Annotated in this window: 14 protein-coding genes; 10 read left to right on the forward strand and 4 right to left on the reverse strand. The window is 45.0% G+C overall.

Features of this window, described 5'->3' with window-relative positions:
- Window positions 1-26: 26 nt before the first annotated feature.
- Together JK130_RS14475 and JK130_RS14480 are read right to left on the reverse strand one after the other, a co-directional pair.
- On the reverse strand, window positions 27-320 hold the full coding sequence (locus tag JK130_RS14475; RefSeq protein ID WP_218355040.1) for a putative quinol monooxygenase: 294 nt from the start codon (window positions 318-320) through the stop codon (window positions 27-29).
- A 93-nt stretch (window positions 321-413) separates the two neighbouring features.
- A complete protein-coding gene (locus tag JK130_RS14480; protein ID WP_218355041.1) occupies window positions 414-1,610 on the reverse strand; it encodes an ROK family transcriptional regulator in 1,197 nt (398 codons plus the stop codon).
- Window positions 1,611-1,756: 146 nt separating this feature from the next.
- On the opposite strand from JK130_RS14480, the gene JK130_RS14485 reads away from it, so the two are divergent.
- From JK130_RS14485 to JK130_RS14495, 3 genes are all read left to right on the forward strand, one after another.
- Window positions 1,757-2,713 (forward strand): carbohydrate kinase family protein, encoded by a 957-nt coding sequence (locus JK130_RS14485; protein WP_218355042.1) that lies wholly within the window; start codon window positions 1,757-1,759, stop codon window positions 2,711-2,713.
- A 459-nt stretch (window positions 2,714-3,172) separates the two neighbouring features.
- Window positions 3,173-5,359 carry a VTT domain-containing protein gene (locus tag JK130_RS14490; protein WP_218355043.1) on the forward strand — a complete coding sequence of 729 codons (2,187 nt, stop codon included), beginning with the start codon at window positions 3,173-3,175 and terminating at the stop codon, window positions 5,357-5,359.
- Complete coding sequence (locus JK130_RS14495; protein ID WP_218355044.1) at window positions 5,347-6,096, forward strand: endonuclease/exonuclease/phosphatase family protein; 750 nt, start codon at window positions 5,347-5,349, stop codon at window positions 6,094-6,096. The genes JK130_RS14490 and JK130_RS14495 overlap by 13 nt, the downstream gene beginning before the upstream one ends.
- 203 nt (window positions 6,097-6,299) lie before the next feature.
- Here the strand turns inward: JK130_RS14495 and JK130_RS16850 are convergent, their stop codons facing one another.
- The gene (locus tag JK130_RS16850; protein WP_218355045.1) at window positions 6,300-6,416 is read right to left on the reverse strand and encodes an integrase core domain-containing protein; all 117 of its coding nucleotides are present in this window, start codon (window positions 6,414-6,416) and stop codon (window positions 6,300-6,302) included.
- 382 nt (window positions 6,417-6,798) lie between these two features.
- Here JK130_RS16850 and JK130_RS14505 point away from each other — a divergent pair, with 382 nt between their 5' ends.
- From JK130_RS14505 to JK130_RS14525, 5 genes are all read left to right on the forward strand, one after another.
- Window positions 6,799-7,164, forward strand: coding sequence for a response regulator (locus JK130_RS14505; protein WP_218355046.1), 366 nt, complete (start codon window positions 6,799-6,801; stop codon window positions 7,162-7,164).
- Between the two features lie 201 nt (window positions 7,165-7,365).
- Window positions 7,366-8,949 carry a DUF4331 domain-containing protein gene (locus JK130_RS14510; protein WP_218355047.1) on the forward strand — a complete coding sequence of 528 codons (1,584 nt, stop codon included), beginning with the start codon at window positions 7,366-7,368 and terminating at the stop codon, window positions 8,947-8,949.
- Between the two features lie 9 nt (window positions 8,950-8,958).
- Window positions 8,959-9,453, forward strand: a complete 495-nt coding sequence (locus tag JK130_RS14515; RefSeq protein WP_218355048.1) for an Ig-like domain-containing protein — start codon at window positions 8,959-8,961, stop codon at window positions 9,451-9,453.
- Between the two features lie 71 nt (window positions 9,454-9,524).
- On the forward strand, window positions 9,525-10,559 hold the full coding sequence (locus JK130_RS14520) for a hypothetical protein (RefSeq protein WP_218355049.1): 1,035 nt from the start codon (window positions 9,525-9,527) through the stop codon (window positions 10,557-10,559).
- A complete protein-coding gene (locus tag JK130_RS14525) occupies window positions 10,559-11,668 on the forward strand; it encodes a HupE/UreJ family protein (RefSeq protein ID WP_218355050.1) in 1,110 nt (369 codons plus the stop codon). Before JK130_RS14520 ends, JK130_RS14525 begins: the two co-directional genes overlap by 1 nt.
- A 7-nt stretch (window positions 11,669-11,675) precedes the next feature.
- Here JK130_RS14525 and JK130_RS14530 read toward each other — a convergent pair whose 3' ends face one another.
- Entirely contained in the window at window positions 11,676-12,704 is a 1,029-nt protein-coding gene (locus JK130_RS14530) for a patatin-like phospholipase family protein (RefSeq protein WP_218355051.1), read from the reverse strand.
- A 193-nt stretch (window positions 12,705-12,897) separates the two neighbouring features.
- Between JK130_RS14530 and JK130_RS14535 the strand changes: the two genes are divergently transcribed.
- Window positions 12,898-14,802 (forward strand): diguanylate cyclase, encoded by a 1,905-nt coding sequence (locus JK130_RS14535; RefSeq protein WP_218355052.1) that lies wholly within the window; start codon window positions 12,898-12,900, stop codon window positions 14,800-14,802.
- Complete coding sequence (locus JK130_RS14540; RefSeq protein WP_218355053.1) at window positions 14,799-17,168, forward strand: DNA polymerase II; 2,370 nt, start codon at window positions 14,799-14,801, stop codon at window positions 17,166-17,168. The genes JK130_RS14535 and JK130_RS14540 overlap by 4 nt, the downstream gene beginning before the upstream one ends.
- The last annotated feature ends 284 nt before the right edge of the window (window positions 17,169-17,452 follow it).

A 17,452-nucleotide genomic window follows, 5' to 3' on the forward strand; every position in this document is an offset into this window, starting at 1 on the left:
TTTTTTTATCTTCATTTTTTAGCAGCTTAATCGGCTTCAATCACTTCGTATTTTTTCACTTCACTGTTTAGCACGATCTTTTCTGCCTGTGCACTAAAGCGGGTAAAATGGTCTGCATTAAAATGTGCCTCAAGGGCAGCTGCAGACGCCCAAAGCTCTGTGATCACAATTTCAATATGTTGCTCAGTAATGCGCCGGGCAATATCATAGCGTTCACAGCCCTTTTCCTGGCGTGAGTGAAACTGCAGGGTTTTAAGAGCACTGATGACATGTTCCAGATTTTCTTCAGTACACTGTAAGGTAGCAACAACAGTTAACATAGCCTGATCCTTTGCGGTTATCGAAACCAAAACTAAAAAAGCACTACCATAGATTACGTAGTTTCCGCATCTACGATCCATCTTAATAAAATTCTAATGGCCCGGAGTATGTAAAAACAGCCGGCTGGCTAACGGTAAATTGGCACTGCCCATAACCTGCGCGTTGCCCCCCACTAATCCTGGACGCGCCTTAATAGCATGCAGCCCCCGCCAGTCCAGATGCTTTAACTGCTCATTGATAGCGGCCACCAGCTGCTCTTTTACCCATTCCGGAAGATTACCTTCAACGATAAGGTGCTGTGTATCGAGCACCGCCTGACAATTAAGGCCGGCATGAGCCAGCGCTCTTGCCGCCTGTTGTAACCAGGGATTCAGAGTTTCGGCAAGTCCGGGCCAGTGGGTGTCGCCGTCCCACAGTGCTGCCCACTGCTGTGTATTCAGATCCTGCTCCAGCGAATAAAGCGATGCCTGGGTTAGTAGCTGCGCCGGCTGGCCTGCGGGGTCCGGCACGCTAAGAGAGCCTAAGGCGCCAGCGTTGTGGTGGGCGCCGTACAACACCTTACCATGGTGCACAATTCCGCCGCCGGCAAAACTACCGATATAGACATACACAAAACTGGCCGGTTCGGGGTAGTTGCCCCATAGTAATTCTGCTTCACATGCCGCGGTGTCGTCGTTACACAGTTGCACCGGCAAACCTGATAGATGCTGTAACGCCCCGACAATGTTGTAGTGCTGCCAGTTTTCCAGTGGTACCGCGGGGACCCGGGTATAGGCCGGCCAGTTCCAGATCTCAAATGGCATCGCCACGCCCAGACCTACTACCCGTGTACGCTCTTCCTGGCTCAACTGCCGATAAAGTAGCGGCAGATGGGTGCTGACAAATTGTTCCAGCTTATCGGTTTGAGGGGTATCGAAGGTTTGCTGGTAACTGTCAATTATCGCCCCGGATAAGTCCATTAAAGACAGCACAAAACTGCGTCTTCCGACTTTCAGGCCAAGACTAAATGCGCCGCGAGGGTTTAACATAAACGGGACGGTGGGCTGCCCCACCCGGCCTTTATCGGGTGCACCGCGCTTTATTAGCTCCAGCGCTTCGAGCTGCGTAAACATTTTGGTCACCGCCTGCGCGCTGATCCCCAGACTTCTGGCGATGTCTGCTTTTGGCATAGCGTAACCACTGCGCAACAGGGTTAGCGCGCGCCGGGCGTTTGCGCTTAATGGCAGTTGCTCACAAAATGAGGAACAGGCTGAAAACTTATTATTGGTATACATTTCAGGTTCAAACACCGTAATTTCACAGATAACACTGTTATCCCATAATTACAATATTAAGTAAACCTGGTTGATTTATTCGCTGAATTCATAAATACTGTTTGTCTATTACAGGTATTCAGGCGTAAATAAACGCTTATCAGGTACAAAAGGAAACAACCATGCAGGTATTGGCAATAGGTGAAGTACTTATCGATATGTTGGGTACTGCTACAACAGACCCACAAGCGCCTACAGCTCAGATATTTCAGCCGTTTGCAGGGGGAGCTCCGGCAAATGTTGCGGTAGCCATTGCAAAGTTAGGTGGCCGAAGTGCGTTGATATCAAAGGTAGGAAATGACCAGTTTGGACGATTTCTGGTTAACACTTTGAACAATTATCAGGTCGATACCCAATATGTTCAGCAAAGCGAAGCCAAAACCGCCCTGGCTTTTGTCAGTCTGGATGATTCTGGCGAGCGTAGCTTCGATTTTTATTTGGATAATGCGGCGCACACCACCATTTGCGCTGAAGACATAGCAAAAGTGAACGTGGGTGATGACACCATAGTACACCTTTGCAGCGGCTCGTTTTCTACTCCCGGACTTAGCGCCAGTGCGCAGGCATTAATTTCACGGGCTGAACAGCAACAAAGTGTGCTGTGTATGGATATTAACTATCGCCCTGCCTTTTGGAAAAAAGACACGCCTAACATCGCTCAATCTATTTTTGAGGCGGCGGCACAGATGCACATTATCAAATCCAGCAATGAAGAGCTTGAGCAGCTGTACGGCGAACAGTCTGAAGAGGTTATTCAGCAGTGGCTGTCAGGCACAGTACAGCTTGTATTGGTGACCGATGGTGCCCAACCGGTTCGGTATTATACCAATGCGTTTAATGGCGAATGTCAGGTGCCCGAAACCACGGTGAAAGACACGACTGCTGCCGGCGATTCTTTCATCGGAGGCTTTTTATATTCAATGAGTCAGTCTATTACCAGCTTTCACCAGTTCAGCGCATTTGTAGAAGAGCGTCAACGTCTGCTTGAAGCGGTATCGTTTGCCATGCGCTGCGGTGCAGTCACAGTGACACGCTTTGGTGCCTTTGAGGCATTGCCCACAGCATCTGATCTTACGTAATACGCTATTTCGGATAATTTATACCTGATGCACAATATCGAAGGCATTCGACATAGTCAGCGAGTGTCTTTGAAACCTATATGCTCAGATATTACCTAACTGTTTTCTGCTTGAAATAGTGTAAACGCAAAAAATTTAAATAGTATGAAGTGGTGGCAAAGCTCAGCATTAGCACGGTAATTTGCTTTTGTCCTGGGGATACTTGCAAAGTCATTCGACCTGCTATTTCCTCTTGTTTTTTATAAAACTAAAAGTCGTTATAAATGAATAAGTAAAATCTACATGAACCTCTGTAGGCCCCACCCTATTTTAGTATTTTCAGGCAGTAACCTTCTCAAATATCCCTAAAAATCAGAAGCTTGCACCTTCTTCTTATATGTGCCTTGTGGAACGTTTTTTGCAACACCTGCCCTTATAGCAAATTAAAAAATAGCCAAAGAAAGAAGTCAGGAGGCTCAAATGTCGAATTCGAATTCGATTTTTCAGCAGGGAGAGAATTGTTGGGTTAGTAGCAAGGCCAGTTTTGCTGCGCCGCTTATTGACTGCGCAAATTATTATAAAGCATTGCATTCCTCTATTGCCAAAGCAAAGCATTCAATATTTATTGTGGGTTGGGACATTGATAGTCGAATTCGTCTTATTCGTGGTGAAGATGAAGCGAACAGCGAAGCACCTTCTGTAATCAGTGATTTACTCGCATGGAAAGCCGAACAAAATCCTGAGATTAATATATATCTGCTTCGCTGGGACTCATCGTTAGCATTTTTTGCTCAACGAGAGATGTGGGCAAAAGAAGTGTGGGATGAAAAAACTCCCGATAATGTTGAAACCGTACTTGATGACACCATTCCTATGGGTGGCAGCCAGCATCAGAAAATTGTAATTATCGATGATGAGGTGGTGTTTTCAGGCGGAATGGACGTCTCGACCAACCGGTGGGACACCCGCGATCACCCTGTCGAGTCAAGCGAGCGAGACGGGCCAGATGGTGAATATGGGCCTTTGCATGATGTTCAGGCTGTATATTCAGGGCCTCTGGTTAAAGATTTTGCTGAACTTGTGCGTTGGCGTTGGCTGCGTGTGGCAGAATCTCAGCCTATCGATATTCGTGAAAGTGCAAAAAATAAATTAGACGACCCATTACCCGACGCATGGCCTGAGGCGTATGAACCCTGGTTTGAAAACGTCGAATGCGCTTTGGCCAGAACCATTCCATTTATGGACGAAGTAGAACCTGTTCAGGAAGTTCGCAACATGTTGCTTGACTTAATTAGTCAGGCCGAACGCGTTATTTATATCGAAAACCAATTTACCAGTCGCCAGGAAATTGCAGAGGCACTGAATAGCCGGTTAAAAGCCTGTCCACAACTTAATGTCATCATTATAAGCTCGTACGAACCTAAAGGGCGGTTTGAGTGTGAAGCATTTTGGGCAAGCCGCATTGAATTTAAAAAGATTCTGTTTCAGGGTGTCGATTCTGACCGAATTATCATGTCATATTCGTCGATAACCGATGAACAAAGTCGCTCGGCTTATAAACGTATTCATTCGAAAGTTATGACCATTGATGATCAATACCTGGTTATCGGTTCGTCAAACCTGAGCAATCGCTCTATGACGCTTGATACTGAAATTGACACCGTTTTGTACGGCAATACCGAGCACAACCAACAAAATATTATCAGAATGCGTGACGATTTGATTGCTGAGCATACTGGGCGCGAACTGGCCGATACGGCGCAGTTGATGAAAAGCGATACGCCAGCCCGGTCCATCATCGAAAATCAGCGTGCCCACGGCTACATACTTACCCAGGTAAACGACGAGATATTTACTGACCAGCCCTCTGACAATCTGTTTCGTTCTTTTTCTGATCCAGAAGAACCGCTTATTGCGATGCCCACGCTGGATGGCCAGTCTTTACCGGTAAAAAACCCTCGGCGTCGTACCATTATGATTGGTATTGGGCTCCTTGTTATCGCAATTTTAGGCGGGCTGATGTTCTGGGCCAGTCAGTCTATTTCATGGCTAAGCGCAGACAGCATCAACGCGTTTCTTGAAGAAAGCCGGGGCACCTACTTTGCCTTACCTACGGTGCTATTGGTCTATCTTGTTGGTGGGCTCTTGTTCTTCCCGGTAACGGTCTTATCTATTGCGGTAGCTGCAGTATTTGGTCCGATCTGGGGGCCCATTTATGGAATGCTTGGGGCGTTGTTAAGCTCGGCCTCTATGTTTGGTATAGGTAAGTTACTAGGAAATACCGGCCTTAAAAAAGTGGGTGGCCCAAAAGTTGAGGCCGTGGACCAAAAGCTCAAATCCAGTGGTATTGTGGGCGTGGCCGCGATACGAATGTTACCCATTGCGCCATTTAGCTTGGTGAATCTGGTAGCGGGAATCTCATCCATTGGTATATTCCAGTTTTTGATGGGAACTTTTTTAGGTATGTTTCCCCCAATGATCGCAAAAGGACTGGTGGGCGACTCTATTACTCAAATTTTTCGTAATCCATCACCTCAAACAATTTCTTATTTAGTCGGCGGTATTGTGCTGTGGGGTCTGATGATATGGGGCTCACAAAAGTTTGCCCGCTGGTATCAGGAACGTAAGCAAAAAGAAAAGGCAAAATCAGAAGAATGTGCCGCATAATTAGTTACAACATACATAGCGGCGTTGGTCAGGATAAAAAACATGACTATCGCCGCATTGGAAACTACCTTGCTGAGCGAGATGCTGACATCGTTTTACTGCAAGAAATGGATACCCGCGCGCCTGAGCGAGATGTTATTAAGGATATTCGGGATATTTGTGCGGGCAGTGTTTACCATTTAGTGCCTTCACCAGCGCTAAGCTCCGAGTCTGGCTGGTATGGTAATGCGGTATTAACACGGTTTCCGGTACTTGAAAGTCAAACGCTGGACGTAAGTCAGGAAGGATTTCAACCGCGTAACATTCAAATGGTTACTGTAGAAACCCCTGACGGACCTTTGACCGTAGTAAATACTCACAAAGGACTCAAAAAGCACGAACGTCGTTCTCAGTTTGGGCAGTTACACGAATACATCGCGGATAAATTAAGGCGACGCCCTACCCCGCTTGTTTTGGCGGGTGATTTTAACGAATGGCAATTTTTTACATCCGCGTTTAAAGGCCTGGATGAAACGCTCACTCAATACAAAATTGGCGCCACATTTCCAAGTCGCTTTCCGCTGTTTTCGTTAGATAGGGTTTGGACTACATCAGATATTCGTGTACGTCGGGTAAAAAAACTTAAAAATGAACGAACCCGGATAATGTCTGACCATTTACCCGTTCAAATTGATATTGCTATGCCTGAAAATAGCAATACTGTGTCGCAACCGGTTAAATACCGGGCTTCTGCATAACGGATAACGCTGTACGAAGAATTTATAACATTCTTCGTACAGCAGCTTTTGCGGGTATGCGCCTGTCTAGCCCCATTATGAGTCAGTTTTAAATCAGAGTTTTCTAACCTTGCCTGATTTAGCTCGGTAAGCTGACACTGGCAGAAAACCCTGACTTTCGCAGGTTTTTTTTCGGTGTAATTTAGTTACCAGAACCACGCTATTTATATTATTTTACCCATGCCCTTGAATGGGTAAGCATCGAAAAATTCTCTGCAAAATGAGCCAGCAAAACGCTCAATACATCTGTTCAGCTTTGGCTTACCAGGTTGAATGTACACCCGTTCGATAGGATGTGCTCCGCTTAAATCAGATAACGTTCCGGATATGAGTTGCGGACCCCATTGTGCAGTGTCTAAAGTTGGTAAGTGCTGTCAGCAGGCTGTAGCTTTTTACTTCAAGGCTTAAAACAAAGTCCCGATTAATACAAAAAAGTATGCGATATATTTAATAGGTATTAACGTTAATATCCTACGCGCTTTTTCTGACTGTAAACTCTATACAGTGAATTTATTTCAAATAACAAGATTTTAAATTATCGACCTTTTTACTATTAAAGAGACCTCGGCTGTCGACGTCTGTACCTCACAATACCTGACGTGTTCTACCCATGTTTTGCAGTTTTCGTTGTTTAACCGGTTTTTTATTGATTAAGGTGACACTATGGTTATGCGAGTATTGGTTACCGACGACTCAAGGTTGTCTCGGCGTAATGCCATACGTGCACTGCCTCCTGAGCTGGAGTACGACATTTGTGAAGCCGCTAATGGTAAAGAAGCAATTGCGCTATTAAATAAAACCCCGTTCGAATTATTACTACTTGACCTTACTATGCCTGAAATAGACGGCGTAGGCGTGTTGGAACACCTTGTCGATAAGCATCAGAAGCCGCATACCGTGGTTATCAGCGCCGATTTCCAACCCGAGAAGCAGCGAATCGTGATGGGCTTGGGAGCAGTGAAGTTTATTCGTAAGCCCCTAGACCCTGAAGATTTAGCTATGACGTTATTTGAGTTGGGTTATCTTTAAATTAGTTACTAATTAAGGTATATTCCACAATAAAAGGCCTATAGATAAAAGTCTATATTATTTCCGCAATAACAGAAAATTATAAAACATTCCATTACATCTTCATTAAGTTAACTTAACAACTATTTCACCTATAAATGAATCAACTTTAGTCTAATATGCGTATGGTCATTGTACATTCTTAACAAGCAAGGATAGATCATGCATAAACTTACACCTTTAGCTGTTGCACTTACCGGCGCGTTAGTTGCGTCAGGGGCTATAGCCTCAAGTCATAGAGAAGCGCCAAATATCACCCGCCTGCCTACTGTCGATTCAACCGATTTCTATATGTTTAATAGTTATGAAAGCGGTCGCGAAGGGTACGTAACGCTTATTGCTAACTATATTCCTTTGCAAGACCCCTACGGTGGCCCTAACTATTTTGCTATGGACCCAGCTGCACAATATTCAATCCATATCGATAACGACGGCGATGCCGTAGAAGACATTAGTTTTTCTTTTAAGTTTGATAATAACCTGGCTGCCGACGGTGAAGGCCTGGCCCTGCCTGTAGGACCAGCTGACAATCAGAAAATGATTAACGTACCGCTTAAAAATATCGGCCCTATTTCAGCTGACGATGCGAGCGCAGCCAACTTTATCGAGCTTTACGATATGACCATGGTAAGTGGCGATATGCGGAACGGCGAACGTACCGAACTATCACCCAGTGAAGGCGATAGCTTTCAAAAGCCACTTGATTATATCGGCAATAAAACATTTACAAGCCCTGAAGAGTATCAACGCTATGCCAACCAGTTTGTATACAGTTTTGCAATGGCAGGATGTGATGCAAACGGCAAAGTTTTCGTAGGTCAGCGTAAAGACCCGTTTGTAGTTAATCTGGGCGATACTTTTGACCTGGTTAATTATGTGCCGGTTGAAGGCGACAGTGCTCCAGGTGCTAATGACGACGGCGGTTTCCCAGGTGGCATTACACAAGATCCTGCCAATAACGATTTGAAAGACAAAAATGTTACTTCTATAGCCATTGAAGTTCCTAAAGAATGTCTGACTGGCGATGGTAATGGTGTTATTGGTGGGTGGACCACAGCCAGCCTGCCACAAGCACGTATTCTTAATCCAAATGCTACATTTGAAAAACCAGAAGTGAATGGCGGAGCCATGACTCAGGTGTCTCGTTTGGGTAATCCGCTGGTAAATGAATTAGTTATTGGCTTACCTGATAAAGATACCTTCTCAGCTGCAGAACCTAAAGATGATGCGCAATTTGCTGACTACGTAACTAATCCGGTTTTGCCAGAATTACTGAATATCCTGTTTAAAGATGCAGTTAACTCCACACTTGGAGCTGAGTTCGAAACGCTTGCACCTACAAACTTCCCACGTAACGACTTAGTCGCCGCGTTTTTAACCGGATTTGAAGGTGTGAACCAGCAACAAACAGTAACGCCTTCTGAAATGATGCGTCTAAACACAGGTATTCCCGCCACGCCGGCCGCTGATCAATCAGCATTTGGTGTAGCAGGTGATGACCTTGCAGGCTTCCCGAATGGTCGTCGTCCTGGTGATGATGTAGTTGACATTGCTCTTCGTGTGGTTATGGGTCGTTTGTGCTACCCAGTACCTGTAAATGGTGAAGATACCGACTTGGGTCTGTGTGCCCCAGAAGATGCTAATACGGGTAATGTGCCTTACACAGACGGTGCGCCGGTTAATTCTGATATTGCAACTACGGCATTCCCCTATCTGATGACGCCTATTGCTGGCTCTGCAGAATAAGGAGGTATTATGAAGAAAGTATTATTGGTAGCCTCGCTAAGTATGGTGTTGTCAGGTTGTTTCGATGACGACGACAACGACGTATTTGACGAACCGAATAACGCACCTGAAGCGGTGTCAGAAGCTTTTGTTACTGAAGCCGACACACCCTTTAGCGACCAGTTAACCGGCACCGATGAAGATGAGGATCCACTGGTTTTCTCGTTGGTGGACGAACCGGGTAATGGTAGCGTGACTATAGAAGACAATGGCAGTTTTACTTATACTCCAAAATCGGAGTTTACTGGTGAAGATGCGTTTGTATTTGCAGTTACGGATTCAGAAAGTGACCCTGTAGAAGCTACGATTACTATTACAGTAGAAGCTCAGCAAGTTGCTATATCATCTTATGTACGCGCCGCGTTTGCGCAAAGCGCTACGGATGAACCGCTATCTGTTAATGGTAGAGAGTTCACTCAGGATGTTGAAGATCCAGCAGCTTTTGATGATCTACTTGGTCAGTAATCGCTGTTAGCAAAACTGGTAACAAATATAGCGGTCAGGGATGGCCGCTATAATTTAATAGAGGACCTATTGTGAGTATTTTTAAATACAGTCTGTCTTTATTACTTTTTATAATGACTGGAAATATTCAGGCTGAACAAGTATCCCCCTCTGCTAACGATGTCATTGCTTCATGGCCTGACAGCGCTTCTGAAACATACACTTACACACAGGCTTTAACAGTACTGAATCAAACTCAGCAATTTGGACATTCAGCCGCACCACTTAAACAACTGATACAATCTTTAAATTCCAGTGAAAATTCTCAAATGTCTGCTGAAGAGCTGACATTTATTGAAGCAAGTATATTACAGCGCAATCATAATTTTAGCGAAGCAGCAAAAAAGCTAAGCCCTTTGAATTCCCCCTCCTCTCTTATACTTCTTGCTTCCGTTTATAATAATTTAGGATTACATGAAAAAAGCGCAGAGACCTGCAAAAAACTGGCTTCTGGCAATGCCCACTTAGTGGCATTAACATGTATGTTAGATGCTCGCTTTCAACAAACTCCATCAGCAACATCGTACCAAAAGCTACAACAGTTAGCGGCCGCCTTGGGCACCCGGCAATCGCAGGATGTTAAACGGTGGGTAAACCAAACGCTGGCGTTTATGGCGCTTTCTTTAGAGCGGCCTGACCAGGCCCTGACTCATATTGAACCAATCTCCTTAAACGATGCGGCAACGGCTACTGTTTCGTTGTGGGGCCAGGCCCAGCTTGCGCTACAAAATTATTCTGATTTGCTGTCAAGACTTTCGCCCGTGGCTAAAGAAGCAGATGAATTAGATGATTCAATATTGCTGTTGTTAGCCACCGCAGAAAAACAGGTAGGTACCGACACCTACTGGCAAACCCGGGCAGAGCAGCGTATTTCTCTTCGTATATGGCGCCAGGATTGGTCTCATGCAGCCTATATTGCACGCTATTACCTGGATGTTAAGCCCGACGAGAAAAAAGCGCAGCATTATGCGCGCATTAACTATGATGTAGCTAAAGGCCTTGAAGACAAGCATCTACTCAAGCGGACCGGGCTTTCTTTATCACAGGCACAGGTAGATAATACTTAATGAGATTAGTTAAACAGTCTTGGGCTCTTTTTTTTACTTTATTCCTGTTGTGCCAGGCTGCCTCAGCGCACGAACTAAGCAACGGATATATCTCGTTAAAGGCAGAATCTGAAAGTACTTTTTCAGGCGCTATATTATTACAGCCTTTTGACCTTCATCAGGCTTTAGGTCTGGATACAAATAATGACAATCAGCTCACCTGGCAAGAAGCGCAATCTCAGACTGACAGCATACAGCGATACGCGTACGAACATGTTCAGCTTACCGCTGACAAAAAACTATGCCAGCCAGGTACCAATGCATTAGAGCTTCATCGTGTTTCAGGGCAACAGCTGATTTATATTCCGCTTACCTTCACCTGCCCTGCCAGTAACAATTTAGCTTTAGCTTATTCAGGCATATTTTTGCAGGACCCATCACATAAGCTTTTGTTCACCTTCTCAAATCTGCAGAATACGTTTACTCAGGTCCTCACCACACAAGACAATAAGGTAGCGTTAGACCTTGCTTCACAAAGTACGCTTACTACAATAAAAAACTTTGTGTATGAAGGTATTATTCATATCTGGATTGGTATCGACCATATTCTCTTTTTAATTGCTACTTTGCTTACTGTAAATTTGTGCCGACATAAACATAAATGGAATCCCGAGCACAGTCGTAAAGAAATTATAAAGCAAACCGTCTATTTGGTTACTGCCTTCACATTGGCCCACTCGCTCACTTTGACCTCTACTGCACTGGGTTGGTACACACCTTCCAGCCGATGGGTTGAATTAGGTATCGCGATATCTGTTTTGCTAACGGCCTTAAACAATATCTGGCCGTTAGTACGCAGGTTAGGGTTTATTACCTTTGCATTTGGGCTGTTACACGGCATGGGGTTTGCCAGCGTATTTGCCGAATTACAAAGTACTGCTACCAAACCGCTGCTTACTATCGCCTCATTTAATATAGGGGTAGAAATAGGCCAATTGGTAATAGTAGCGGTGTTATTGCCTATTTTACTGTCACTTAGGTTTGTAAGGCTGTACGCAAAACTTATTATGCCAATAACTTCTGCGGCCATTGCAGTGATTGCAATAAACTGGGCAATTCAGCGTTGGTAGCCCCCCGTTACCGTATTGGCCGGGGTTTTCCTGTATGTGGGTCTATAGCATCAAGCGATGGCCCACTATAAGTATCTAATAGCATTGCCACTACTGCCTGACCATATTCTTCAAACCAAAAGTTTCCAAGCTGCTTGAGTTTGTCGATATTGGTCTGACTAATGTCATCCATCGCATCATCCGGAGGATAAGGTAGACCGGGCTGTTCTCGCATTTGGGCGTTGATCCGTAGATATTTCCCATCCGACATTATACTGGAGGCCTGATATGCGACCAGTTGCTCGTCAGACAACACATCAACAATTTGCCCCTGGCGCATCCATTGCAACGCGCCCCATTCCTGAGTTGCCGGCCCATTTATTTTACGGGTTCGCTTTCCGGTACCAATAGATATTAAACGTACGTCTTCTAATGGAGTTTTTGTCCACAGTCGCCGACTTTCGGCAATGGCGCACATAGCGGGATTGTTTGCTACCACTCCGCCATCAATGAGCCACTGCTGGTGCCCGGTTTCCAAATTAGGCACCGCCACACTAGGAAAATAAGTGGGGGCCGCTGTAGACGCATCGGCAATAATGTAACTTGCAAACTGATGATGTGTTTCATCAGATGTTTTAAAAATTTTGGGACGGTGGTATTCCACCCCAAATGTCACCACCAATATATGCGAATCATTTTTTCGGGCATTGGCTAAACGTGCGCCTGCAAAGTGATGCTTCAATACTTGTTGTTTATTTTGCCCTTCATACTTTGGGGCATTAATACCGTCAAATTCGAACCAGCCCTTATTGGGGGTGAAAATCTTTTTTGCGGTTTGGGCATTATATAGGTTATTAATTTGCTCCACCGACAGCTGGGTAGTCGCTAATGCAAGCGCAATAACCGCTCCGGTGCTGGTACCCGCATACAGGTCAACGCAATCACGCAAGGAAGTTTGATGATTACGCTGCAACTGAGCTTCTACCTTGCGTAAAAATTGAATGCTGGCCGCACCTCTGATACCACCACCGTCTAAGGAAAGAATGAGTTTACTCATAAAATTCGGCTTTGTTGAACTTTAGTTCAGCTTAGAGTGTACCTTGCACAAGTCAACCGATCTTATTGACAGTATTTCCCACCCAGCCATGATGTTCTCAGGTTCGAAAACCCTTGCAGAACCATTGTTTACTTAGCAATGGAGCACTATCATAGGCGTTGGATAAAATATCACGCCAAAGAGTTGTATCGTCTTGAAAATAAATCGAAGTCAATTAGTTTTTAAAACTCCTTTCTGGCGTTTGTGGTTCAAAACCTGGGTGGTACTTTGGCTTGTTTTAATAACAGAAGGCGTATCTGCTGATACGATACATAAATGGTCTGCGGTTAGTGTCGATAAGCTTAAAGCGGTTCGTGACGATCCGCGAATGGTGCTGGATAAAACCATTAACGATTTACCGCAGCTCAAAGGTACTGAAAAAGCAATCCATCATTTTTTCGCCAGCCGGGCCTATGCTTCTCTTATATTACACGATCAGGCACTTGAACAAGCCAAACTAGGGCTGAGCCTACTAAAAGGAACCACCCAGCCTTGGTTAATAGCGTACCTTAACCTGGCTAAAGCGGAGGCATTAAAAGGTTTAGGACGCCCCCGCGAAGCCGAAATTCTGGTGGACGGCGCTCTACAGTGGGCTCGTCAGAACAACTCAAACGAATTATTGGCTTACGCATTAAGTGTGGCCGGTTATACCAATCTTGTTTTGAGTGAAACCGATGAAGCACTTAACCGGTTTCAGGAAGGTTACCGGCTTGCTGAAACACACAGTTTACTATTAACTCCGGCCGACTTTAGCGGCATGATTGCCTTAGTGTATGAATACCGAGATGAACCAGAGTTAGCTATCCCCTACTTTGAGCAGGCAAAAGTCTATTACAGCAAGCAAAATCGACGGCTTGAATTGGCGAATACTTTATTTGGCCTGGGGCGTAGTTATCTTAAGTTGAATAAGCAGCAGGAAGGGCTGGAGCTACTGATTGAGTCGGCTCGCTTAGCCTTGGAAATTCGCGATATACAGGGCGCCGCGTATAGCTATCAGGAAATATCTCAGGTACTTATCAAGCGTGGCCAAATAGAAGCGGCGCAAACCTATCTGGTCGATGCCTTACATTTTTTTGAACAGGCTAAAAATCCTTTTCAGCAGATTGGTGTATTGTTGGCACAAGCTAAAATAATGTTGATTCAGCAAAAAGCCGAAGCAGCTATGCAATATCTTTCAAGCGCGAAAGAACTCGCCACGGGGGATGCGTTTTTGCCGCACCGCATACAAATAAACAGACTTAAAGCCGAAACTTACGCTTTAGATGATCGCTATCAAAAGGCCTATAACTTACTGCTCACCATGATGAAAGATGAGCGGCGTCTGCAAAACGAACAAAACAGTCAACGTCTCATTAAGTTGCAAGCTGCTTTTGAAACTGAGCAACAGCGTTCACAAAACGCGCTTTTGCAAGAGCAAAACCTCCGCCAACAGGCTGCGCTGGCTAACGAGCGCAAACAGCGTGGGTACACCGCTATTGTGGTTACGTTACTGGCTGTAATTTGTTTGCTCCTACTTTTACAGCATCGTATCAGCAGAAAGCATCAGAAAAAATATGAAACATTAGCGAATCAGGATGGACTCACCAACTTACTCACTCGCCGTAAAACCCTTGAAGATACCAATCAACAGCTCAATCTTGCCCACCGACATGATGATTTTATTTCGATGGCTATTCTGGATTTAGATTATTTTAAAAATATTAACGACACCTATGGTCATCAAGCCGGGGACGATATTTTGAGAGGTTTTGCCAATTTGGCGTCCCGGTCGTTTAGAAATACAGATATTTTAGGAAGAATTGGGGGCGAAGAATTTTTCTTCGTTTTTCCACATACCTGCGCGCAAAGCGCGTATACCCTACTGCAGAGTTTTAGTGAGAAAGTTAAAGCCGTTCCGGCAGATATTAATCGTGAAGAAATCAGTTTGTCGGTTTCTGTTGGATTGGTCAGCGGCAGAGAAAGTGAAGATGTCGCCCAGCTTATGAACATGGCTGACGAAGCCCTTTATGCAGCAAAAGAAGCCGGACGTGACTGTATTCGTATCTACGGGCAAACGTGACAAATCAAACCCCAGAAAACTATAAAACGGGTCTGGGCTTTATTCTCACCAAGCGTCTGATAAAGCACAACAACGAAGAAAAGATTGAGCTATGGCTAGCCACAGACGAGGGACCTCTTTGTCTGCACTCTACCGCTCAAAAAAATGTATGCTTTGTACTGCAAGAACATGCGCTTCAGGCTAGCGACTTATTACGTCAGCATCGCTTACACGTTACGGTTGAACAAGTAAAATTTAGTACACTTTCACAGCAGCCGGTAAGCCTACTTCGCTATGCTCCCGACCGATTGCCTTTTTCGGTTCGCCAGGCTCTGCATCAGCAAGGCATAGAGCTTTATGAAGGAGATATAAAGCTCGCGGACCGTTTTTTAATGGAACGATTTGCTTTCGGTAGCATTCAATATCGCGCACAGTATTTACCCAACAAACAACTTATTGAAGCACAGATTAAAGGCGCAACCTACACACCTGCACTGACAACATTAAGTCTTGATATTGAATGTGATGAACACGAACATCTTTTTTCAATTGGGCTAAGTAGCCCAACCTTAAAGCGGGTAGTGTTAGTCTACGATCGCCCAGTTGCTACCCCCGGTGATACCCAGTTTCTGTTAGAAGTAGTCCCCACTGAGAAACACCTACTACAGCGTATTGTTGCGCTTATCAATGAATACGATCCCGATGTTTTGATAGGGTGGAACGTTAAGCAGTTTGATTTCGCCGTACTGCAGCGGCGTGCGAAAGTTCATAACATGTCACTTGCTATGGGGCGTAACGGTAGCATTTTATCGGTGCGACAATGGGACACCGGTATTTATGTTGAGCTTCCCGGGCGGGCGATAGTTGATGGTATCGAAGCGCTAAAAACAATGGCCTGGCATTTCGACAGCTATAGTTTGAATTCGGTTGCAAGTGAACTGCTGAACAAAAGCAAACTGGTAACAGAAACGGATCAACTCTCAGCGATTAAGGCTTTATACAAAAACAATCCGCTGCAATTGGCTCAATATAATTTCGAGGACTGCGAACTGGTTAATCAAATAGAGTCTAAAGCACAATTGATCGACTTTCTCATACTAAGAAGCACACTAACCGGGTTGGATATCTCGCGCCCCGGGGGCTCGGTAGCCGCTTTTATAAATGTGTATCTGCCCCGACTTCATCGCAGTGGCTATGTATGCGGCATTCGGCCTGCCGACGGTGGTCTGGCGAGCCCCGGAGGGTATGTAATGACTTCCCAACCAGGCTTGTATGATTATGTATTGGTTCTAGACTTCAAAAGCTTGTACCCGTCCATTATTCGAACATTTAAAATTGATCCTCTTGGACTAGCTGAAGGGTTAAGGCAACCCGATAACGCTATACCCGGTTTTAAGGGCGCATGTTTTTCACGAGACAAGCATTACCTTCCCCAAATTATCGCTAACTTATGGTTGCAACGCGATGAAGCTAAACGACTGAATGACGCGCCTCGCTCGCAAGCTATTAAAATTCTGATGAATTCTTTTTATGGGGTATTAGGCAGTAGCGGATGTCCGTTTTATGACCCTCGTCTGGCGAGCTCTATCACGCTAAGGGGCCATGAAATAATGCAAACCACCGCCGCCTGGATTGAAGCAGAAGGGGTAAAGGTAATCTATGGAGATACAGACTCTACTTTTGTTCATGTGGCCGGCGCTAAGAGCCGCGACGAAGCTCTTAAGCTAGGCAAGCATCTTGAAGACACAGTCAATCGCTTATGGCGGCAAAAGCTTCACAATGAATTTAACTTACAGTGCCATTTAGAAATAGAGTTTGAAACCTGTTTTGATAAGTTTTTTATGCCTACTATTCGTGGCTCTGAGCAAGGCAGCAAGAAACGCTATGCTGGCCTGATAAAAAATAAACAGCCAGAGACTCTTGTTTTTAAAGGACTTGAAACGGTCCGCTCAGACTGGACTTTATTAGCGAAAGAGTTTCAGCAGGCATTGTACCTGAAGGTGTTTAACAACGAGCCCGTAAAGCAGTATGTGGTAGACACTATAGAAGGTATTCGGCTGGGGCACTTTGATACCAAGCTCGTGTATCGCAAAAGGTTGGGTAAACCCTTGGCTGAATATATCAAAAACATCCCGCCGCATGTACGTGCAGCGCAAGAAGCTGAAACTAAAAACCGCCATCTTAAAAAACCGATGCAGTATACCTATCGGTCAAGTGTGCAATATGTAATGACCAAAGGCGGGCCTCAAACAACTGACTATCAGGAACATGGTTTAGATTACGAGCATTATATCGAAAAACAAATACGACCCATTGCTGAAAGTATCTTACCCACAATCAATATCTCATTTGAAGAATTAACCCAACCCCAATTGGGCTTATTTTAAATCCTCACATCATTTACATGCTTTATGTTTATTCATGTCATTTTCATTGAAACAGCATTTATCCGGCAACAGTGCGTTGAGCTATCCTGATAGGGTAAAGAAAAGACTATCTATTGCCTTTTCAAATGCTGCTCAATACGTGTTTCCTTCGCATTACACGAATATTCGCCAAAAAGCTTCTTTAGAACGGGAGCCCCGTAGCCGGCCAGGGACAGTGTGCTACTCTCACATGGGGGCGTAGGTTGACCGAATGTCCTCAGACATTCGCAGCAACCGGAGCGGCT

This window comes from Alteromonas lipotrueiana, from assembly GCF_019249245.1.
GTDB lineage: Bacteria > Pseudomonadota > Gammaproteobacteria > Enterobacterales > Alteromonadaceae > Alteromonas > Alteromonas lipotrueiana.

Bases quoted from the DNA above. Each gene is read 5' to 3' on its own strand.
- JK130_RS14530 (WP_218355051.1), bottom strand. From the start codon at position 12,704: ATGAGTAAACTCATTCTTTCCTTAGACGGTGGTGGTATCAGAGGTGCG.
- JK130_RS14490 (WP_218355043.1), top strand. From the start codon at position 3,173: ATGTCGAATTCGAATTCGATTTTTCAGCAGGGAGAGAATTGTTGGGTT.
- JK130_RS14510 (WP_218355047.1), top strand. From the start codon at position 7,366: ATGCATAAACTTACACCTTTAGCTGTTGCACTTACCGGCGCGTTAGTT.
- JK130_RS14525 (WP_218355050.1), top strand. From the start codon at position 10,559: ATGAGATTAGTTAAACAGTCTTGGGCTCTTTTTTTTACTTTATTCCTG.
- JK130_RS14475 (WP_218355040.1), bottom strand. From the start codon at position 320: ATGTTAACTGTTGTTGCTACCTTACAGTGTACTGAAGAAAATCTGGAA.
- JK130_RS14505 (WP_218355046.1), top strand. From the start codon at position 6,799: ATGGTTATGCGAGTATTGGTTACCGACGACTCAAGGTTGTCTCGGCGT.
- JK130_RS14485 (WP_218355042.1), top strand. From the start codon at position 1,757: ATGCAGGTATTGGCAATAGGTGAAGTACTTATCGATATGTTGGGTACT.
- JK130_RS14495 (WP_218355044.1), top strand. From the start codon at position 5,347: ATGTGCCGCATAATTAGTTACAACATACATAGCGGCGTTGGTCAGGAT.
- JK130_RS14515 (WP_218355048.1), top strand. From the start codon at position 8,959: ATGAAGAAAGTATTATTGGTAGCCTCGCTAAGTATGGTGTTGTCAGGT.